The sequence below is a fragment of the Brevibacillus fluminis genome (genome assembly GCF_052072235.1).
In the GTDB taxonomy this organism is placed as follows: Bacteria; Bacillota; Bacilli; order Brevibacillales; family Brevibacillaceae; genus Brevibacillus_D; species Brevibacillus_D fluminis_A.
In genome coordinates, this window is record NZ_CM125436.1 from 262,336 (window position 1) to 282,080 (window position 19,745).

Annotated in this window: 18 protein-coding genes and 1 other annotated feature; of the genes, 17 read left to right on the plus strand and 1 reads right to left on the minus strand. The window is 49.0% G+C overall.

Features of this window, described 5'->3' with window-relative positions; all coding sequences use genetic code 11:
* Positions 1 to 56: 56 nt before the first annotated feature.
* From rplK to ACTID9_RS01615, 13 genes are all read left to right on the plus strand, one after another.
* A complete protein-coding gene (rplK, locus tag ACTID9_RS01555; protein WP_122921587.1) occupies positions 57 to 482 on the plus strand; it encodes a 50S ribosomal protein L11 in 426 nt (141 codons plus the stop codon).
* 170 nt (positions 483 to 652) lie between these two features.
* The gene (gene rplA / locus ACTID9_RS01560; RefSeq protein ID WP_441072356.1) at positions 653 to 1,336 is read left to right on the plus strand and encodes a 50S ribosomal protein L1; all 684 of its coding nucleotides are present in this window, start codon (positions 653 to 655) and stop codon (positions 1,334 to 1,336) included.
* A 49-nt stretch (positions 1,337 to 1,385) separates the two neighbouring features.
* Positions 1,386 to 1,538: a sequence feature (ribosomal protein L10 leader region), on the plus strand.
* A gap of 25 nt (positions 1,539 to 1,563) precedes the next feature.
* Entirely contained in the window at positions 1,564 to 2,079 is a 516-nt protein-coding gene (gene rplJ / locus ACTID9_RS01565; RefSeq protein ID WP_441069544.1) for a 50S ribosomal protein L10, read from the plus strand.
* A gap of 51 nt (positions 2,080 to 2,130) precedes the next feature.
* Positions 2,131 to 2,493, plus strand: a complete 363-nt coding sequence (gene rplL, locus ACTID9_RS01570) for a 50S ribosomal protein L7/L12 (protein ID WP_441069545.1) — start codon at positions 2,131 to 2,133, stop codon at positions 2,491 to 2,493.
* An 87-nt stretch (positions 2,494 to 2,580) separates the two neighbouring features.
* Complete coding sequence (locus ACTID9_RS01575; protein WP_441069546.1) at positions 2,581 to 3,177, plus strand: class I SAM-dependent methyltransferase; 597 nt, start codon at positions 2,581 to 2,583, stop codon at positions 3,175 to 3,177.
* A gap of 364 nt (positions 3,178 to 3,541) precedes the next feature.
* Positions 3,542 to 7,081: a DNA-directed RNA polymerase subunit beta gene (rpoB, locus tag ACTID9_RS01580; RefSeq protein WP_441069547.1), complete on the plus strand. Its 3,540-nt coding sequence runs from the start codon at positions 3,542 to 3,544 to the stop codon at positions 7,079 to 7,081.
* Between the two features lie 29 nt (positions 7,082 to 7,110).
* Positions 7,111 to 10,746 (plus strand): DNA-directed RNA polymerase subunit beta', encoded by a 3,636-nt coding sequence (gene rpoC / locus ACTID9_RS01585; RefSeq protein WP_441069548.1) that lies wholly within the window; start codon positions 7,111 to 7,113, stop codon positions 10,744 to 10,746.
* 155 nt (positions 10,747 to 10,901) lie between these two features.
* Positions 10,902 to 11,156 carry a 50S ribosomal protein L7ae-like protein gene (locus ACTID9_RS01590; protein WP_122921594.1) on the plus strand — a complete coding sequence of 85 codons (255 nt, stop codon included), beginning with the start codon at positions 10,902 to 10,904 and terminating at the stop codon, positions 11,154 to 11,156.
* Positions 11,157 to 11,276: 120 nt separating this feature from the next.
* Complete coding sequence (gene rpsL / locus ACTID9_RS01595) at positions 11,277 to 11,720, plus strand: 30S ribosomal protein S12 (RefSeq protein ID WP_441069549.1); 444 nt, start codon at positions 11,277 to 11,279, stop codon at positions 11,718 to 11,720.
* Positions 11,721 to 11,773: 53 nt separating this feature from the next.
* Positions 11,774 to 12,244 carry a 30S ribosomal protein S7 gene (gene rpsG / locus ACTID9_RS01600; protein ID WP_441069550.1) on the plus strand — a complete coding sequence of 157 codons (471 nt, stop codon included), beginning with the start codon at positions 11,774 to 11,776 and terminating at the stop codon, positions 12,242 to 12,244.
* A 149-nt stretch (positions 12,245 to 12,393) separates the two neighbouring features.
* A complete protein-coding gene (fusA, locus tag ACTID9_RS01605) occupies positions 12,394 to 14,472 on the plus strand; it encodes an elongation factor G (RefSeq protein WP_441069551.1) in 2,079 nt (692 codons plus the stop codon).
* Between the two features lie 135 nt (positions 14,473 to 14,607).
* The gene (gene tuf / locus ACTID9_RS01610) at positions 14,608 to 15,798 is read left to right on the plus strand and encodes an elongation factor Tu (protein ID WP_441069552.1); all 1,191 of its coding nucleotides are present in this window, start codon (positions 14,608 to 14,610) and stop codon (positions 15,796 to 15,798) included.
* Positions 15,799 to 16,022: 224 nt separating this feature from the next.
* Positions 16,023 to 16,976 carry a DMT family transporter gene (locus tag ACTID9_RS01615; RefSeq protein ID WP_441069553.1) on the plus strand — a complete coding sequence of 318 codons (954 nt, stop codon included), beginning with the start codon at positions 16,023 to 16,025 and terminating at the stop codon, positions 16,974 to 16,976.
* A 13-nt stretch (positions 16,977 to 16,989) separates the two neighbouring features.
* On the opposite strand, the gene ACTID9_RS01620 is transcribed toward ACTID9_RS01615, so the two are convergent.
* Positions 16,990 to 17,397, minus strand: a complete 408-nt coding sequence (locus tag ACTID9_RS01620; protein ID WP_441069554.1) for a globin domain-containing protein — start codon at positions 17,395 to 17,397, stop codon at positions 16,990 to 16,992.
* A gap of 301 nt (positions 17,398 to 17,698) precedes the next feature.
* Here ACTID9_RS01620 and rpsJ point away from each other — a divergent pair, with 301 nt between their 5' ends.
* The 4 genes from rpsJ to rplW all read left to right on the plus strand — a co-directional run bounded on the left by rpsJ (position 17,699) and on the right by rplW (position 19,744).
* The gene (gene rpsJ, locus ACTID9_RS01625) at positions 17,699 to 18,007 is read left to right on the plus strand and encodes a 30S ribosomal protein S10 (protein ID WP_005828858.1); all 309 of its coding nucleotides are present in this window, start codon (positions 17,699 to 17,701) and stop codon (positions 18,005 to 18,007) included.
* A gap of 177 nt (positions 18,008 to 18,184) precedes the next feature.
* The gene (rplC, locus tag ACTID9_RS01630; RefSeq protein ID WP_441069555.1) at positions 18,185 to 18,814 is read left to right on the plus strand and encodes a 50S ribosomal protein L3; all 630 of its coding nucleotides are present in this window, start codon (positions 18,185 to 18,187) and stop codon (positions 18,812 to 18,814) included.
* A 16-nt stretch (positions 18,815 to 18,830) separates the two neighbouring features.
* Complete coding sequence (gene rplD, locus ACTID9_RS01635) at positions 18,831 to 19,454, plus strand: 50S ribosomal protein L4 (protein WP_441069556.1); 624 nt, start codon at positions 18,831 to 18,833, stop codon at positions 19,452 to 19,454.
* Positions 19,454 to 19,744, plus strand: coding sequence for a 50S ribosomal protein L23 (gene rplW, locus ACTID9_RS01640; protein ID WP_441069557.1), 291 nt, complete (start codon positions 19,454 to 19,456; stop codon positions 19,742 to 19,744). Before rplD ends, rplW begins: the two co-directional genes overlap by 1 nt.
* Position 19,745: the final 1 nt, after the last annotated feature.

Genomic DNA, 19,745 nt, shown 5'->3' on the forward strand with positions numbered 1-19,745 from the left:
AGTGGGAGGGGAGTTTCCCCGCTAATTACCACAATAGATGTAAGGAGGTGTTTTACGTGGCTAAGAAGGTTATCCGCGTAATTAAACTACAAATCCCAGCAGGTAAAGCGAATCCTGCGCCTCCAGTAGGTCCGGCCCTCGGTCAAGCTGGTGTAAATATCATGGGCTTCTGCAAAGAGTTTAACGCTCGCACAGAAAGTGAAGTAGGTATGATCATCCCGGTTGAAATCACCGTGTTTGAAGATCGTTCCTTCACGTTCATTACCAAAACTCCTCCAGCGGCTGTTCTGTTGAAGAAAGCTGCAGGCATCGAGTCCGGTTCTGGCGTGCCTAACAAAACGAAAGTAGCTACGCTGAAGCGTGATAAAGTTCGCGAAATCGCTGAACTGAAACGCCCAGACCTGAACGCTGCTGACGTTGAGGCAGCTATGCGCATGATCGAAGGAACTGCACGTTCCATGGGTATCGTTATCGTTGACTAATTAACGATAATCCGAGCGGGGTACGCTTGCGTGCCCCCCTCTTTTTGAGAGATGTCAAGACGTTGATCATAGAGTTTGAGATGACCGCTTGCGGTCAACAAAACGGTAGGTTACGTTTTGTTCTGTGGGAGGATTAAACCGCTACGACCACATTGAAGGGAGAATGCATGATGCCGAAACATGGTAAAAAATATCAAGAAGCGATCAAGCAGATTGATAAAAATAAAGTATACGAAGTAAACGAAGCGATCGAACTGGTTAAAAAGGTTGCGAGCGCAAAATTCGATGAATCCGTTGAAGCAGCTTTCCGTTTGGGTGTAGACCCTAAACGTGCTGACCAACAAATCCGTGGTGCTGTTGTTCTTCCTAACGGTACTGGTAAAGTACAACGCGTTCTCGTTTTCGCAAAAGGCGAAAAAGCGAAAGAAGCGGAAGCAGCAGGCGCTGATTATGTAGGCGATGCAGACATGATCGCGAAAATCCAAGGCGGATGGTTTGAATTCGACGTAGTAGTAGCTACACCTGACATGATGGGTGAAGTAGGTAAACTGGGTCGCGTATTGGGTCCTAAAGGTCTCATGCCTAACCCGAAAACCGGTACCGTTACGTTCGATGTAACCAAAGCTGTGAACGAAATCAAAGCAGGTAAAATCGAGTACCGTGTTGATAAAGCAGGTAACATCCATGCGCCAATCGGTAAAGTTTCTTTCGAAGCAGAGAAACTGGCAGAGAACCTGGCTGCATTGACTGACGCGCTGAACCGTGCAAAACCGGCAGCTGCTAAAGGTGTTTACATGAAAAACGTAACGATCAGCTCCACTATGGGTCCTGGCGTACGCGTTGCTGTAAAATAATAGCACTTGACTTTACCGCATCAACCGTGATATGATTATCGCTGTTGATGAAACGAATAATGTCATGCCGTAGACCGAAGGTGCTCAGCTCATTGAGCTAGCTTAATATCCCTCAGAGGCGTGTAATGGATACCAAAAAAGAGTTTTCTCTTTTGCGATACATTATGCCCTCGTGTCTGCGAGGGCATTATTCATTGTTTGAGGAATTACGTACGGGAGGTGTAACCATGGCTGAAATTCGTCCAACCGTCATTCGCGAGGAGAAAGTACAAGCTGTTAACGAGATCGCAACCAAATTGCGTGAAAGCCAAACAACAGTTGTTGCTGACTACCGCGGTTTGACTGTAGCTCAAGTTACTGAACTTCGTAAGCAACTGCGCGAAGCAGGTGTTGAATTCAAAGTTTTGAAAAACACTCTGACTCGACTGGCTACGAAGCAAGAAGGTTTGTCTGATCTTGATGAACATCTGCTGGGTCCAAACGCAATCGCGTTTTCACCTAACGATCTGATCGCTCCTGCGAAGATCCTGGTAGATTTCGCAAAGAAAAACGACAAGCTGGAAGTAAAAGGTGGTATCATCGAGGGTAAAGTAGTAGGTGCGGAGCAAATTAAACAACTCGCATCCCTGCCATCCCGCGAAGGTCTGCTGTCTATGCTTCTTTCCGTTCTGCAAGCTCCTATGCGCAACGTTGCGCTTGCGGTCAAAGCTGTTGCAGAGCAAAAAGAAGGACAAGGCGCTTAATTTAAAAACGAAAAACGCATTGGCGTTTTTATGAACAGGAGGATATTTAAGATGAGCAAAGAGCAAATCTTGGAAGCGATCAAAGGTATGTCCGTTCTCGAACTGAACGACCTGGTAAAAGCAATTGAAGAAGAATTTGGTGTAACTGCTGCTGCTCCAGTAGCTGTAGTTGCTGGTGGCGCTGCTGAAGCGGTTGCTGAGCAAACTGAGTTCACTGTTAACCTCGTTAGCGGTGGAGCTTCCAAAATCAACGTTATCAAAGTTGTTCGCGAGCTGACTGGCTTGGGTCTGAAAGAAGCAAAAGACCTGGTAGACAACGCTCCAAAAACACTCAAAGAAGGCATTTCCAAAGACGAAGCAGAAGCTTTGAAAGCAAAATTGGAAGAAGCCGGCGCTACTGTAGAAGTAAAGTAATCGCTTCTTTTGTAAGATTGTTAAATCCCCTTGCCGGTGGCAGGGGGATTTTCAACGTACAGCTATATTTTGAAAGGTGTGTGCGCGTTGGCCGATCATTACTATACCCAAAAGCCTGGTGCAGCTCATGATGAGCGGATCTTTGATTTTGTTTTGCGAGACCATGAGTTCCGCTTCATGACAGACGCTGGAGTGTTTTCGCGTGACAGAGTGGATTTTGGCAGCTTGTTATTAATTGAAACGATGCGAATTTCCCAAACGGCGCGCGTGCTTGACGTTGGCTGTGGGTACGGACCGATCGGACTCTGCGCAGCGAAATTGGCGAATCAAGGGCACGTTACGATGATTGACGTAAATGAGCGGGCGGTTGGACTTGCGCGTGGGAATGCGGAGCGAAATCAGATCAAGAATGTAGAGATTCTGCAGAGTGACATTTACGAAGCAGTGAAGGGGCGCGTTTTTGATGTGATTTTGACCAATCCGCCGATTCGCGCGGGAAAAGAGACTGTTCACCGCATCTTTACCGAGGGGCATGAACTGCTGCGTGAGGGCGGCGAGATGTGGGTCGTGATTCAGAAAAAGCAGGGAGCGCCATCTGCGTTGAAAAAGCTGCAGGAGATTTACCGGGATGTTGAGGAAGTCGAGCGCAGCAAAGGGTATTTCATTTTCCGGGCGACAAAGTAGCGTGAATGTGTAACTTACTCTTGACGCTAAATTTTGGTTGTGTTAGTATTATAAAATGTCAATATGGGTTATTTGTCATTTTTATGTAATTCCTATTTAAATCCGCATTTTTCTTTCTTTTTCTAGCAAAGGGAGGAATGTAGGTGTAAAAAGATGGGAATTCTTTTAGAATAGAGATTCTCTGGGTTAAAAATGAGGTTAACCATTTAACCCATTTTTATTTTTACAGATAGGAATTTAGTACCGTTTCTATCCAGCTTCAAGAAAACCACGACTCCGCTGAAAGGCTTGGCGTAGCATGGTTTTCTCGGTATGAAAAGCGTTTTGCGTTTTTCATGTAACACAGACATGAGGGGTGAATGAGTTGGCAGGTAATCTGATTCAGTGCGGCCGACACCGCCAGCGTCGTACGTATTCACGTATTAACGAGGTGCTGGGTCTACCTAATTTGATTGAGATTCAGCAAAAGTCCTACCAATGGTTCTTGGATGAAGGTCTGCGCGAAATGTTCCAAGATATTTCGCCTATTCAAGACTTCACGGGCAACCTGGTGCTGGAGTTCATTGACTACAGCTTGGGTGAGCCAAAATACGATGTGGATGAATCCAAAGAACGCGACGTTACATTTGCGGCGCCACTTCGTGTGAAAGTCCGCTTGTTGAACAAGGAAACAGGCGAAGTGAAGGAACAGGAAGTCTTCATGGGTGATTTCCCGCTGATGACTGAAACCGGTACCTTTGTCATTAATGGAGCGGAACGTGTAATCGTCAGCCAGCTTGTTCGTTCTCCTAGTGTTTATTATAACAATAAGATGGACAAAAATGGTAAGCAAACTTACACAGCTACGGTGATCCCGAATCGCGGAGCATGGCTTGAGCTCGAGACGGACGCCAAAGACATCATTTATGTCCGTATCGACCGTACGCGTAAAATTCCGGTGACGGTTCTTTTGCGTGCATTGGGCTTTGGTTCCGATGTGGAGATCCTCCAGCTGCTGGGTGAGGATGAATATATCAAAAATACGTTGGAAAAAGACAACACCGATTCGACCGAGAAAGCGCTCATTGAAATCTACGAGCGTCTGCGTCCGGGCGAACCGCCAACCGTTGACAATGCGAAAAGCTTGTTGGTGTCCCGTTTCTTTGATCCAAAACGTTACGATCTGGCTTCTGTAGGTCGTTATAAAATGAACAAAAAGCTGCATATCAAAAATCGCTTGTACAACCAGCGCTTGGCTGAAACGCTTGTGGACACGAACACAGGCGAGATCATTGCGGAAGCAGGTCAAATCATCGACCGCCGTCTGCTTGATCGCATTTTGCCGATGCTGGAAGAGAGCGTGGGCTTTATTGATGTGCGCACGCATGGCGGCGTCCTGGAAGAAGAGAACGTGCGCCTGCAATCGATCAATATTTTCTCTCCGAATGAAGATGGCAAAGTGATTAAAGTCATCGGAAACGGCAATGTAGATAAATCGATCAAAAACATCACGCCAGCGGATATCGTGTCGGCTATCAACTACTTTATCAACTTGCTCCACGGAGTAGGTACGACAGACGATATCGACCACTTGGGTAACCGCCGCCTCCGTTCCGTCGGGGAACTGCTGCAGAATCAATTCCGCATCGGTCTGTCCCGTATGGAGCGCGTTGTGCGCGAGCGTATGTCGATCCAAGACCAAAACCAAATCACGCCGCAAGCCTTGATCAATATCCGTCCGGTTATTGCATCGATCAAGGAATTCTTCGGCAGCTCGCAGCTTTCCCAGTTCATGGACCAAACCAACCCGCTTGCTGAATTGACGCACAAACGCCGTCTGTCTGCACTCGGACCAGGTGGTTTGACCCGTGAGCGCGCAGGCTTCGAGGTGCGCGACGTTCACCACTCTCACTATGGTCGTATGTGTCCAATTGAAACGCCGGAGGGTCCGAACATCGGGTTGATCAACTCGTTGTCTTCCTTTGCGCGTATCAATGACTATGGCTTTATCGAAACGCCTCGCCGCAAAATCGACTCGGAAACCGGTCGTGTACTCAATGAAGTTGAATACCTGACGGCTGACGAGGAAGATGTGTATAACGTGGCGCAAGCGAACCAGCCATTGACGGAAGAAGGTTTCTTCCAGAATGAAATGGTAATCTGCCGTCGTAAAGGTGAGCCGTTGAGCGTACCGCGCGACAAGGTAGACTACATGGACGTTTCGCCGAAACAGGTTGTATCCGTTGCGACTGCGCTGATTCCGTTCCTTGAGAACGATGACGCCAACCGCGCGCTGATGGGTTCGAACATGCAGCGTCAAGCGGTTCCACTGTTGATTCCGCAGGCGCCATTCGTAGGTACAGGTATGGAGCACAAAGCGGCGCAAGACTCCGGTGTTGCGATCGTTGCTAAATGGCCTGGTCAGGTAGAAAAAGTTACTGCCCGTGAAATTTTGGTGCGTCGTTACAAAGAAATCGACGGCAAAAAGATCGCAGGCGATCTGGATCGATATAAATTGCACAAATTCATCCGTTCCAACCAAGGGACATGTATCAACCAGCGTCCGATCGTCAAAACAGGCGACTGGATCGTTCCGGGCGATATTATCGGGGATGGACCATCCACAGAGAAGGGCGAATTGGCTCTTGGACGCAACGTGATCGTCGCGTTTATGACGTGGGAAGGTTACAACTACGAGGATGCGATTTTGCTCAGTGAAAAACTGGTGAAAGACGATGTCTACACCTCGATTCATATCGAAGAATATGAATCGGAAGCGCGCGACACCAAGCTGGGGCCGGAAGAAATCACCCGTGACATTCCGAACGTGGGTGAGGACGCTCTGAAAAACCTCGACGAGCGCGGTATCGTTCGCATCGGTGCGGAAATTCAAGACGGCGATATTCTGGTTGGGAAAGTAACGCCTAAAGGTGTGACCGAGCTGACTGCGGAAGAGCGTCTGTTGCATGCGATTTTCGGTGAGAAGGCGCGCGAGGTGCGCGATACTTCCCTGCGTGTGCCGCATGGCGGTTCCGGTATCATCGTGGATGTAAAAGTATTTACCCGTGACAACGGTGATGAATTGCCTCCTGGCGTAAACCAGCTGGTACGTGTCTATATTGCACAAAAACGTAAAATTTCCGTCGGCGATAAAATGGCCGGACGCCATGGTAACAAAGGGGTTATCGCCCGGATCATGGCCGAGGAAGATATGCCGTTCCTGCCAGATGGCTCTCCTGTTGAGATCGTGTTGAACCCGTTGGGCGTTCCGTCCCGGATGAACATCGGTCAGGTACTGGAGACTCACTTGGGGATGGCTGCCAAAGTCTTGGGTATCCACGTTTCTACACCGGTATTTGACGGTGCGCGCCAAGAGGATGTCTTCAAGACGTTGGAAGAAGCCGGTTTGGACCGCGATGGTAAAACGTTGCTGTTTGACGGTCGGACAGGTGAACCGTTTGATCGCCGCGTAACGGTAGGTTGCGTGTACATGCTGAAATTGGCTCACTTGGTTGATGACAAGATCCATGCGCGTTCTACTGGACCATACTCGCTCGTTACGCAGCAGCCGCTGGGCGGTAAAGCTCAGTTCGGTGGTCAGCGTTTCGGGGAGATGGAGGTTTGGGCGCTCGAAGCATACGGGGCCGCTTATACCTTGCAGGAAATTCTTACTGTCAAATCGGATGACGTGGTGGGTCGCGTGAAGACCTATGAAGCCATCGTTAAAGGTGAAAACGTTCCGGAGCCAGGCGTTCCAGAGTCTTTCAAAGTATTGATCAAGGAACTGCAAAGCTTGGGTATGGACGTGAAGATCTTGTCCGGTGATGAGCAGGAAATCGAAATGCGCGAGATTGACGATGAGGACGAAGGAACAGGTGAAAAACTGAATCTCGTACTCGAAACAGGAAGTATGGATGAAGAGTAAGATTCCGTTGCAAAGGGAGGTAGTGCCCTGTGATAGATGTAAATAACTTTGAATATATGAAGATCGGTCTGGCATCGCCGGACAAGATTCGCTCTTGGTCATTCGGTGAGGTTAAAAAGCCGGAGACAATCAACTATCGTACACTGAAACCAGAGAAGGACGGTTTGTTCTGCGAGCGTATCTTCGGTCCAACGAAGGACTGGGAGTGCCATTGCGGTAAATACAAACGCGTTCGCTACAAAGGCGTAGTCTGCGACCGATGCGGAGTAGAGGTTACTCGCGCCAAAGTTCGTCGTGAGCGTATGGGCCACATCGAATTGGCGGCTCCTGTATCGCACATCTGGTATTTCAAAGGTATTCCTAGCCGTATGGGCCTCGTGCTTGACATGTCGCCTCGTTCGCTGGAAGAAGTCATCTACTTTGCTTCTTATGTCGTAACGGATGCCGGCGACACACCTTTGGATAAAAAACAACTCTTGTCTGAAAAAGAGTACCGTAACTATCGCGAGAAATACGGCTACTCGTTCCAAGCGATGATGGGGGCAGAAGCGATCAAGCGTCTGCTCGCTGAAATCGATCTGGATAAAGAAGTGGATTTCCTGAAAGAAGACCTCAAAACGTCCCAGGGGCAACGTCGCAACCGTGCGATCAAGCGCCTGGAAGTGCTCGAGGCATTCCGCAACTCCGGCAACCGTCCTGATTGGATGGTGCTGGATGTATTGCCGGTAATCCCTCCTGAATTGCGTCCGATGGTACAGCTGGACGGCGGACGTTTCGCAACATCCGACCTGAATGACCTGTACCGCCGCGTGATCAACCGTAACAACCGCTTGAAGCGCCTGTTGGAGCTGGGAGCGCCCGATATTATCGTACAAAATGAAAAACGTATGCTGCAGGAAGCTGTGGATGCGCTGATCGACAACGGTCGCCGTGGCCGTCCGGTAACGGGACCAGGTAACCGCCCGTTGAAATCGCTCAGCCACATGCTGAAAGGGAAGCAAGGTCGTTTCCGTCAAAACCTGCTGGGTAAACGCGTTGACTACTCCGGTCGTTCCGTAATCGTTGTCGGACCGAACCTGAAAATGTACCAATGCGGTTTGCCGAAAGAAATGGCGTTGGAGCTGTTCAAGCCTTTCGTGATGAAAGAACTGGTCGCAAAAGGACTCGCTCACAACATCAAGAGTGCGAAACGCAAAGTAGAACGCGTGCAGCCTGAAGTTTGGGACGTTTTGGAAGAAGTCATCCGCGAACATCCGGTACTGCTCAACCGCGCTCCTACCCTTCACCGTCTGGGTATCCAGGCATTCGAACCGATCCTGGTCGAAGGCCGCGCGATCCGTTTGCACCCGCTTGTATGTACAGCGTACAACGCTGACTTCGACGGTGACCAAATGGCCGTCCACGTGCCTCTCTCTGCTGAAGCACAAGCGGAAGCCCGCATCCTGATGCTGGCTGCGCAAAACATCCTGAACCCGAAAGATGGCAAGCCGGTTGTAACACCGTCCCAGGACATGGTGCTCGGTTCTTACTATCTGACGCTTGAGCGCGAAGGCGACAAAGGCGAGGGTAACGTTTACCGTGATGCTCCTGATGCGATTGCAGCTTATCAAAACGGCTATATCGGCTTGCACACGCGCATCGCGATTCCGGCGAAGCGGTTGAACAAAACATCGTTTACCGAAAAACAACTGAACGCACTGCTGGTAACGACCGTAGGGAAAATCATCTTCAACGAGATCTTCCCGCCAGAGCTGCCGTTCATTAATACACCGTCCAAGTCCAACCTGCAAACACAGGTGCCTGATGAGTTCTTTATCTTTGATAAAGGTGTGGATGTCAAAGCATTTGTGAAGGCACTTCCTGAGAACGGTGCAGTGAAGAAGGGCTTCCTGGGCACCATCATCTCCGAGTGCTTCCGCCGTTTCGGCACGATGTACACATCGGTGATCTTGGACAAAATCAAGGAACTGGGCTTTACCTATTCCACAAAAGCCGGTATCACCATTGCCGTGCATGATATCGTTGTACCAGAGAAGAAAAAAGAAATTCTCGCGAAAGCGGATGAAGACGTTGCGAAGGTTATGCAGCAATATCGCCGCGGTCTGATCACGGACGATGAGCGCTATGACCGCGTCATTTCCATCTGGTCCAAAGCAAAAGATCAAGTAACCGATGTTTTGATGAAATCCATGGATAAGTTCAATGCGATCTTCATGATGGCCAACTCCGGTGCCCGCGGTAACGTATCGCAGATCACCCAACTGGCCGGTATGCGCGGTCTCATGGCGAACCCAACTGGACGAATTATCGAGTTGCCGATCAAGTCCAACTTCCGCGAAGGTCTGACGGTATTGGAATACTTTATCTCCACGCACGGTGCGCGTAAAGGTTTGGCGGATACGGCGCTGCGTACAGCTGACTCGGGTTACTTGACTCGTCGTCTGGTTGACGTGGCACAGGACGTTATCGTACGCGAAGTCGATTGCGGTACGGATAAAGGAATTCGCGTCACGGCTATTCGCGACGGTAAGGAAGAAATCGAAAAACTTGCTGACCGTTTGATCGGACGTACGTGCTTTGAAACGGTTCGTCATCCGGAAACAGGTGAAATCCTGATTCACCGCAATGAGGAAATCACCGAGGAAATGACGGAAGAAATCACTCGTCTGGGCATTAAAGATGTTTACATCCGTAACGTCCTGTCCTGCCGTACCAGCCACGGCGTGTGCAAACGCTGCTACGGCCGCAATCTGGCGACAGGTGCGGAAGTGGAGATCGGGGAAGCTGTCGGTATCATCGCGGCTCAATCGATCGGTGAGCCTGGTACACAGCTGACGATGCGTACGTTCCATACCGGTGGGGTTGCCGGAGACGATATTACGCAAGGTTTGCCGCGTATCCAAGAGCTGTTTGAAGCACGTAATCCGAAAGGTCAAGCGGTTATCACGGAAATCGACGGTGAAGTCGTTGATATTCGCGAAGGCAAAGACCGCCGTGAGATCGAGGTTCGCGGTGATGCAGAGAACAAGGTGTACGCTGCGCCATATGGTGCTCGTATCAAAGTTAGCGTTGGTGCCAAGCTGAACGCGGGTGATGAGCTGACCGAGGGTTCTGTTGACCCGAAAGAAATGCTCAAAGTTCGCGGTTTGCGCGGCGTATCCAACTACATCCTGCAAGAGGTACAAAAAGTGTACCGTATGCAAGGGGTAGAAATTAACGATAAGCACGTTGAGGTAATGATCCGTCAGATGCTGCGTAAAATCCGTGTCATGGACAGCGGTGAAACCGATTTGCTGCCAGGCTCCTTTGTGGAAGTACATGAGTTCGAAATGGCCAACGCCAAAGTTCTCATGGAAGGACGCAGTCCTGCTGTCGGCCGCCCTGTACTGCTCGGTATTACCAAGGCATCTCTCGAAACAGACTCGTTCCTTTCCGCGGCTTCCTTCCAGGAAACCACCCGCGTGTTGACCGATGCTGCGATCAAAGGCAAAGTCGACAAGCTGCTGGGTCTGAAAGAGAACGTTATTATCGGAAAACTGGTTCCAGCCGGAACAGGTATGTCCCGTTACCGCAACACAATCGTGCAAACGCTGGCTGACTATGAAGCAGGTCTGAATGGTCAGTCCGAGAACGAGCGTGAAGCAGTAACTGCGATCGAATCGTAATCAGGCAAGGAAAGAGAGAGTAGCAAGGTGTTCTACTTCAGGGAGGATGAACACCTTGCAAAATTTCTTTTTGATAATGTGTTGACATTAGCCTATAAAGCTGATAAGATGTTCAAGTGCGCCTGATATTCTTTGCTTTGGAGGATATGAGAATCATGTCTTATGAAAAAGTAGAGCGGGCAAAAGAGTTAGCAATTGGGATTAACCAAACGATCAAAACGATTGAAGCTGACAAAGCTGAGGAAGTATATATAGCGAAGGATGCGGAAAAACGTTTGACTCAAAAGATTGCTAACCTATGCAAAGAGAAGGGTGTCCCAGTCATTACCGTCGATTCCATGCGGCGCCTCGGCAAAGCATGTGGCATTGAGGTAGGCGCAGCATCAGCTGCGATCAAGAAAAACGGTTAACAATGTTTTTGTTGACGAGGTGCGCGTGCAGCTTGTCCGACAAAGACTTTCTATTTGACCAAAAATGACTCACCTGGATCTGTGGTCTTGAATGAAGGTAATCAGGAAGGAGGTACAAATATGCCTACAATGAACCAACTTGTTCGCAAAGGTCGCGAAGACAAAATCGTGAAGTCGAAGTCTCCTGCTCTCCAAAAAGGATACAACAGCTTCAAGAAGTCTCAAACGAACCAAAGCTCCCCTCAAAAACGTGGTGTGTGCACTCGTGTAGGTACGATGACACCGAAAAAACCAAACTCCGCGTTGCGTAAATACGCTCGTGTACGTTTGACTAACGGTATCGAGGTTACTGCTTACATCGGTGGTATCGGCCACAACCTGCAGGAGCATAGCGTCGTACTTGTACGCGGCGGTCGTGTAAAAGACTTGCCAGGGGTACGTTACCACATCGTTCGTGGTGCGCTTGACACAGCTGGTGTGAACAACCGTAAACAGGGTCGTTCCAAATATGGTACGAAACGTCCAAAACCAGGTCAAGCAGCTGCAGCAGCTAAGAAAAAGTAAGATCGGTTAACGGTCTGATTGGTTAGACATCAATCAAAGAAGGAGGGAATAAGATGCCACGTAAAGGTCCAGTTACTCGCCGCGACGTATTGCCAGATCCAATTCACAACAGCAAGTTGGTTACTCGTTTGATCAACCGTCTGATGTTGGATGGTAAACGCGGTACAGCACAAAATATTCTTTACAGCGCATTCGACATCATCCAGGAGCGCACTGGTCGCAATCCGATGGAAGTGTTCGAAGAAGCTTTGAAAAACATTATGCCTGTTCTGGAAGTTAAAGCTCGCCGTGTCGGTGGTGCTAACTATCAAGTTCCAATCGAGGTTAAACCTGAGCGCCGTACGACGCTTGGTCTCCGCTGGTTGGTTAACTACTCCCGCAACCGCGGTGAGAAGACGATGGAACAGCGTCTCGCGAATGAAATCTTGGATGCAGCCAACAACACTGGTGCAGCCGTGAAAAAACGCGAAGACACTCACAAAATGGCTGAAGCCAACAAAGCGTTCGCGCATTATCGTTGGTAGAATCCAACGCAGGCGTTCTGCTTTAATTCCACAAGAAACGTTGCGGCGTCTCTTGTGGAATTTGAATGTGACCGCTTGTTTTCTAGCAAAAAACGGTTTTGGCCGTTTTTTGCCTATTCTCACATACGAGTATGGAAGGGGCATACCTAATGGCTCGCGAGTTCTCTCTGGCGAATACGCGCAATATCGGTATCATGGCTCATATCGATGCTGGTAAGACGACCACTACCGAGCGTATTCTCTTCTACACCGGTCGCGTTCACAAAATTGGTGAGGTGCACGAAGGTGCAGCTACCATGGACTGGATGGAACAAGAACAAGAGCGCGGTATTACGATCACTTCCGCTGCTACTACCGCTCAATGGGCGGGTCACCGCATCAACATCATCGATACACCAGGTCACGTAGACTTTACCGTTGAGGTAGAACGTTCCCTGCGCGTACTTGATGGTGCGGTAACCGTTTTTGACGCTAAAGGTGGCGTGGAACCGCAAACCGAAACAGTTTGGCGTCAAGCTGACCGTTACGGCGTACCGCGTATCTGTTACGTAAACAAAATGGACATCATCGGTGCTAACTTTGATATGTGCCTTGAGCAAATCAAAAACCGCCTGGGTGCAAACCCAGTAGCGATCCAGTACCCGATCGGTGCCGAAGACAAATTCGTTGGTATGGTTGACTTGGTCGAAATGAAAGCAATCATCTATACTGACGACTTGGGCAAAACTTCTGACGCTACTGAAATCCCGGCAGACCTGAAAGACAAGTGTGAAGAACTTCGCTTGAAACTTGTTGAAGCAGCTGCCGAGCAAGATGAAGAGCTGATGATGAAGTACCTGGAAGGCGAAGAGCTGACGACTGAAGAGATCAAAGCTGCTCTGCGCAAAGGGACAATCAATGTAACGCTGGTTCCGGTTCTGTGCGGTTCTTCTTACCGCAACAAAGGTGTTCAGCCTATGCTGGACGCTGTTGTAGCGTACCTGCCAGCTCCAATCGATATCCCTGCAATCAAAGGTACTCTGCCTGACACTGAGGAAGAAACTGTCCGTGAATCTGACGACAGCGTGCCATTCTCGGCGCTTGCGTTCAAAATCATGACTGACCCTTATGTTGGTAAATTGACATTCTTCCGCGTTTACTCCGGTACATTGAACTCCGGTTCCTATGTACTCAACTCCACAAAAGGTAAACGTGAACGTGTAGGTCGTATCCTGCAAATGCACGCAAACCACCGTGAAGAGATCACAACGGTTTACTCCGGTGACATCGCTGCTGCTGTAGGTTTGAAAGATACAACAACAGGCGATACTCTCTGCGATGAGAAGTCTCCAGTTATTCTGGAGTCCATGACATTCCCAGAGCCAGTTATCTCTGTTGCCATCGAGCCTAAGTCCAAAGCGGACCAAGACAAGATGGGTATCGCTCTTTCCAAACTGGCGGAAGAGGATCCAACGTTCAAAACACATACCGACGAAGAAACTGGTCAAACGATCATTTCCGGTATGGGTGAGCTTCACTTGGAAATCATCGTTGACCGTATGAAACGTGAATTCAAAGTAGAAGCAAACGTAGGTGCTCCGCAAGTTGCTTACCGTGAAACATTCCGTCAGCCTGCTAAGGTCGAAGGTAAATTCGTCCGTCAGTCTGGTGGTCGCGGTCAATACGGTCACGTATGGGTTGAGTTCGCGCCGCTCGAGCCTGGTAAAGGCTTTGAGTTCGAGAACAAAATCGTGGGTGGCGTAGTACCAAGAGAATACATCCCTGCTGTTCAAGCTGGTATCGAAGAATCCATGAAAAATGGTGTTCTGGCAGGCTTCCCGCTTGTTGATATCAAAGCGACAATCGTAGACGGTAGCTACCATGACGTTGACTCCTCCGAGATGGCGTTTAAAGTAGCAGGTTCCTTGGCACTGAAAGAAGCTGCGAAAAAATGTGGAGCGGTTCTGCTTGAGCCAATCATGAAAGTAGAAGTACAAGTACCTGAAGAGTACATGGGTGACGTAATGGGTGACCTGAACTCCCGTCGCGGTCGCATCGAAGGTATGGAAGCTCGTGCAAACACACAAGCAATCCGTGCAATGGTGCCAATGTCCGAGATGTTCGGTTATTCCACAGTATTGCGTTCCCGTACCCAAGGTCGCGGAACCTACTCGATGGAAATCGATCACTACGAAGAAGTGCCGAAGTTCATCGCAGAAGAGATTATCAAAAAGTCCAAAGGCGACTAATCTCTTAACGATTCCACTCTTTATCTTCAAGTAGGAAAGGTTTACAATATAGCTTGGATTAACATCTTGGTTTGAGTAGACCTTTCCGATCAATATACTTACTCAATTTCACTTTTTGAGGAGGATTAAACTCTCATGGCAAAAGAAAAGTTTGAACGTAATAAACCGCACGTAAACATCGGTACCATCGGCCACGTTGACCATGGTAAAACTACCCTGACTGCTGCTATCACAACTGTATTGGCACAACAAGGTAAAGCAAAAGCTATGGCTTATGCTTCCATCGACGCTGCTCCAGAAGAAAAAGAGCGCGGTATCACAATCAACACTGCACACGTTGAGTACGAAACTGACAACCGTCACTACGCTCACGTAGACTGCCCAGGCCATGCTGACTATGTTAAAAACATGATCACTGGTGCTGCTCAAATGGACGGCGCAATCCTGGTTGTATCCGCAGCTGACGGCCCAATGCCACAAACTCGCGAACACATCCTGCTGTCCCGCCAAGTAGGCGTTCCTTACATCGTTGTATTCATGAACAAATGCGACATGGTTGACGATGAAGAGTTGTTGGAACTGGTTGAAATGGAAATCCGTGACCTGCTCTCCCAATACGAGTTCCCAGGTGACGATATCCCAGTAATCAAAGGTTCCGCTAAAGAAGCTTTGGACAATCCTACTGGCGAATGGGCTCAACGCGTTATCGAACTGATGGACGCTGTTGACAGCTACATCCCAACTCCTGAGCGTGCAACTGACAAACCTTTCTTGATGCCTGTAGAGGACGTGTTCACGATCACTGGTCGTGGTACAGTTGCTACTGGTCGCGTTGAGCGCGGTATCGTTAAAGTTGGTGACCAAGTAGAAATCGTTGGTCTGGCTGAAGAAACTCGCACAACAACTGTAACTGGCGTTGAGATGTTCCGCAAATTGCTGGATCAAGCTCAAGCTGGTGACAACATCGGCGCACTGCTGCGCGGTGTTGAGCGTAAAGACATCGAGCGTGGACAATGCTTGGCGAAACCAGCTTCCGTTAAGCCTTACTCCAAGTTCAAAGCAGAAGTTTACGTTCTGTCCAAAGAAGAGGGCGGCCGTCACACTCCTTTCTTTGCTAACTACCGTCCACAATTCTACTTCCGTACAACTGACGTAACTGGTATCATCCAACTCCCAGAAGGCGTTGAAATGGTAATGCCAGGCGACAACACTGAGTTCACTGTAGAACTGATCTCCAAAGTTGCGATGGAGCAAGGTACTCGTTTCGCTATCCGTGAGGGTGGCCGCACTGTAGGTGCAGGCGTAGTAGCTTCCATCATCGAATAGTTTTTTCTTACAACCCGACAGCCGTCAAAAGCTGTCGGGTTTTTTGTTTTGAATGGGTGCAGGCGTGTAATCGAAAACTTACATCATACTTATCAAAATGATTCAATGCTGCAATGGTCGGGTCCGTGCTACAATACGTAATGCAACGAGGGAAAGACTCCCTTATCGGAACGAACATTACCGAAAAACAGGCGTGCGTTTTTCGAGAAAAGGCGATGTGCAAAATGGGTAGAGAGAAGTATGTGTACGGTTTGCTTGTCGGCGTGATTGCGATTTGGGGTTTGAACGTGGTGATGGTCAAATACCTCTCGTTTTTTCCGCCGGTGCTGATCGCCGCCATTCGCATGACGGTGGCCGCACTTGTTCTTGTGCCAGTGATTTATTGGCAAAAGGAAAAGGTGTCAATTGGAAGGAAGGGCTGGTTTTTGATCATCGGCGCAGCTTTATTTTCGATCGTGTTCCACCAAACGTTGCTCGCCAACGGGATTACCTCGACAACAGCGGGCAATACGTCATTGCTGCTCGGTTTGAATCCGTTGGTAACATCCTTGTTGGCTGTACCGCTCCTGGGTGAAAAACTGACAGGGCGTAAGCTGATTGGCGTGCTGCTGGGATTTGGCGGTGTGCTGCTTGTTGTGCTATCAAGGGAGAACGGACAGGTCGGTTTAAGCGGTTGGGGAGATGCATTGGTGTTTTTCTCGATGATCTCTTATGTGTTGGGTGGATTGGTGATCCGTGCAGCAGCCAAACACGGGGTTCCCACCATTATGATCACGGTTTACTCGCAAATCATCGCAGCGGTTTTGCTATGGGTGATTGCCGCAATCATTTACCCATGGAGTGTCTTTTCTTCTATTAATACGGAACCATTCACGTGGCTGGTCATTTTGGCATCGGGAATTTTCGCAACGGGTCTCGGCGCATTAGGATGGAACTACGGAATTCGTCGATTAGGTGCAAGTAGAACGGCGATCTTTTTAAATGGCATGCCGTTCGCGAGCCTGATTTTTGCAGCCATCCTGTTGGGTGAGCAGTTACAGTGGGTGCATGGGGTGGCGGTCGTCCTGATTGTGGCGGGGGTTTACTTGGGAATTAAGCAACCGCAGTCGGAAAGAGACAGCCAGGTCATCCATGCGGTACGCACAAATGGAAGCAAGACAGTCCCGCTAATAAAATAGAAAAAGCGAAGGGTTAGTCCTTCGCTTTTTCATTTTCGTCTTCCCGGCGATTCACCATATGATGAGCTGTTAAAGTCAGTCGTTCAAAAATTGCATGGCGCACATGGCCTTCGAGTCCGATCGTGTCCATGGCTGCGTTCATGCAAGACAGCCATGCCTCCGCGCGCTTTGGTGTAATGGGGAAAGGTATATGCCGTGCCCGCAGCATGGGATGACCGTACTCATCGTTATATAAGGTCGGTCCGCCGAGAAACTGCGTGAGGAATTTATATTGTTTCGCTTTTGTCTCGGTCAAATCGTCCGGGAAGATCGGGGACAGGTACGGGTCCTGTTTGACATAATTATAAAAGACATCGACCAATCGAGCGACCGTTGGAGCACCGCCGATCATGTCGTAGGGGTTGCCGATGATTTCAGGCATCGTCATTTCTCCTTTCTTTGCTAAGGAAACTGTACCGCGTTTGTTGTAAAATAGCTAGTGGCACCGAGGGTTTATCGGGCGCAAAACAAGTCTATTATAGATGAAGAAAAAGGAATTGCGATTCTTGATTAAAAAAACTTGCGTTGCCTATCTGTTTTTAGTACAATAGTGAATGTTGGTCATGGACTTGCGATGATGTGGGAGGTTGCTGACACACCCGGCCCCTTTGCCATGGCTGGGGTTCAGGATATTTCCACGGAGAAATGTCCGTTATAAAATGGGCGAAAAAGGAGGGACTAAAATGGCAAAACAAAAGATTCGTATCCGTCTCAAAGCGTATGATCACAAAATCCTCGATCAATCCGCTGAGAAAATCGTAGACACAGCGAAACGTTCCGGTGCTAATGTATCTGGTCCGATTCCGCTTCCTACCGAAAAAGCGGTTTACACAATCCTGCGTGCGGTACACAAGTACAAGGATTCCCGCGAACAATTCGAAATGCGCACACACAAGCGCCTGATCGATATTTTGAATCCAACACCACAAACAGTTGATGCTCTGATGCGTCTGGATCTGCCTTCTGGTGTAGATATCGAAATCAAACTGTAAGCAAGAAAACGCGACACACACGCAGGCGTTGTCTTGACAAGCCCGCTGTAATCGCAAATTCTTCAGTAATTCCCGTAACTGCACCCCTGCGCATCGGTAGGGACTTGATACAACACTCATTACAATGAACACATGTAAACGACACTGTTTACGAATTATTCACAGGAGGTGGCAATAATGACCAAAGGAATCTTAGGGAAGAAACTGGGTATGACTCAGGTATTCGCACCGAACGGCACGGCGATCGCTGTAACTGTAATCGAAGCTGGTCCGTGCGTTGTTCTTCAAAAGAAAGATGCTGATAACGATGGCTACGAAGCGATCCAGCTCGGTTTTGAAGACAAAAAAGATCACCGCGCGAACAAACCTGAAAAAGGTCATGCAGCTAAAGCCAACACGGCTCCTAAGCGCTTCGTTCGCGAAATTCGCGGTGTAGACCTCGCAAGCTACGAGGTTGGTCAAGAGTTGAAAGCTGATGTATTCGCCGAAGGAGAAATCGTCGACGTTGCCGGCGTAACCAAAGGTAAAGGATTCGCAGGTGCGATCAAGCGCCACAATCAAGCTCGCGGTCCTATGGCTCACGGTTCGCGCTACCATCGTGGTCCTGGTTCCCTCGGTTCTATCAACCCTGGCCGCGTTTTCAAAGGTCAAACTTTGCCTGGTCAAATGGGTGGCGACAACGTAACGATTCAAAACCTTGAAGTCGTGAAAGTCGACACTGACCGCAATCTTATCTTGGTAAAAGGATCTGTTCCTGGACCAAAGAACAGCTTGGTAGTCGTTCGTACGGCTGTTAAGAGCAAGTAAGAAAGGAGGAACTGACATGCCAAAAGTAGCTCTTTATAACCAAACAGGAGCGCAAGTTGGTGAGATCGAATTGGCAGACAGCGTTTTTGGTATCGAGCCAAACGAAGCTGTACTGTTTGATGCGATCGTTATGCAGCAAGCGTCCCAACGTCAAGGTACTCATGACGTGAAAAACCGTTCGGAAGTTGCTGGTGGTGGACGTAAACCTTGGAAACAAAAAGGTACAGGTCGTGCCCGTCAAGGCTCTATCCGTGCTCCGCAATGGAAAGGCGGTGGCGTTGTATTCGGACCAACTCCACGCAAATACGGTTACAAACTGAACCGTAAAGTGCGTCGTCTGGCTCTGAAATCCGCGCTGTCTTCCAAAGTACAAAACAACGAACTGTTCGTACTCGATGCATTGAGCCTGGCTGCTCCTAAAACCAAGGAAATGGCAAGCGTACTGAACAGCTTGAAAGTGGATCGCAAAGTTCTGATCGTTACTTCCGAGTATGATCAAAACGTAGCTCTTTCCGCTCGTAACATCCCAGGTGCCAAGTTTGTTGATGCTGCAGGCGTTAACGTTCTGGATCTGGTCGCACATGACAAAGTGATCGTAACCAAAGAAGCGGTTGCGAAAGTAGAGGAGGTGCTCGCCTAATGAAGAGCCTTCACGATGTAATCAAGCGCCCTGTCATTACGGAGCGCACCACTGACATGATGGCAGATAAGAAGTACGTTTTCGAAGTACCTTTGAAAGCCAACAAAACCGAAGTAAAACAAGCCGTTGAGAAAGTATTCGGCGTGAAAGTGGCTGCAGTCAACACAGTTCGTGTTCCTGCGAAACCAAAACGCTACGGTAAATATTCCGGATATACTTCCGAGTGGAAAAAAGCAATCGTAACACTGACTGCTGACAGCAAAGAGCTGGAATTCTACGAAGGCGTATAAC

Excerpts from the sequence above, each read along its gene's own strand:
- rplA (WP_441072356.1), top strand. The coding sequence starts at position 653 with ATGCCGAAACATGGTAAAAAATATCAAGAAGCGATCAAGCAGATTGAT.
- rplJ (WP_441069544.1), top strand. The coding sequence starts at position 1,564 with ATGGCTGAAATTCGTCCAACCGTCATTCGCGAGGAGAAAGTACAAGCT.
- rplL (WP_441069545.1), top strand. The coding sequence starts at position 2,131 with ATGAGCAAAGAGCAAATCTTGGAAGCGATCAAAGGTATGTCCGTTCTC.
- ACTID9_RS01590 (WP_122921594.1), top strand. The coding sequence starts at position 10,902 with ATGTCTTATGAAAAAGTAGAGCGGGCAAAAGAGTTAGCAATTGGGATT.
- rpsL (WP_441069549.1), top strand. The coding sequence starts at position 11,277 with ATGCCTACAATGAACCAACTTGTTCGCAAAGGTCGCGAAGACAAAATC.
- rpsG (WP_441069550.1), top strand. The coding sequence starts at position 11,774 with ATGCCACGTAAAGGTCCAGTTACTCGCCGCGACGTATTGCCAGATCCA.
- fusA (WP_441069551.1), top strand. The coding sequence starts at position 12,394 with ATGGCTCGCGAGTTCTCTCTGGCGAATACGCGCAATATCGGTATCATG.
- tuf (WP_441069552.1), top strand. The coding sequence starts at position 14,608 with ATGGCAAAAGAAAAGTTTGAACGTAATAAACCGCACGTAAACATCGGT.
- ACTID9_RS01615 (WP_441069553.1), top strand. The coding sequence starts at position 16,023 with ATGGGTAGAGAGAAGTATGTGTACGGTTTGCTTGTCGGCGTGATTGCG.
- ACTID9_RS01620 (WP_441069554.1), bottom strand. The coding sequence starts at position 17,397 with ATGCCTGAAATCATCGGCAACCCCTACGACATGATCGGCGGTGCTCCA.
- rpsJ (WP_005828858.1), top strand. The coding sequence starts at position 17,699 with ATGGCAAAACAAAAGATTCGTATCCGTCTCAAAGCGTATGATCACAAA.
- rplC (WP_441069555.1), top strand. The coding sequence starts at position 18,185 with ATGACCAAAGGAATCTTAGGGAAGAAACTGGGTATGACTCAGGTATTC.
- rplD (WP_441069556.1), top strand. The coding sequence starts at position 18,831 with ATGCCAAAAGTAGCTCTTTATAACCAAACAGGAGCGCAAGTTGGTGAG.
- rplW (WP_441069557.1), top strand. The coding sequence starts at position 19,454 with ATGAAGAGCCTTCACGATGTAATCAAGCGCCCTGTCATTACGGAGCGC.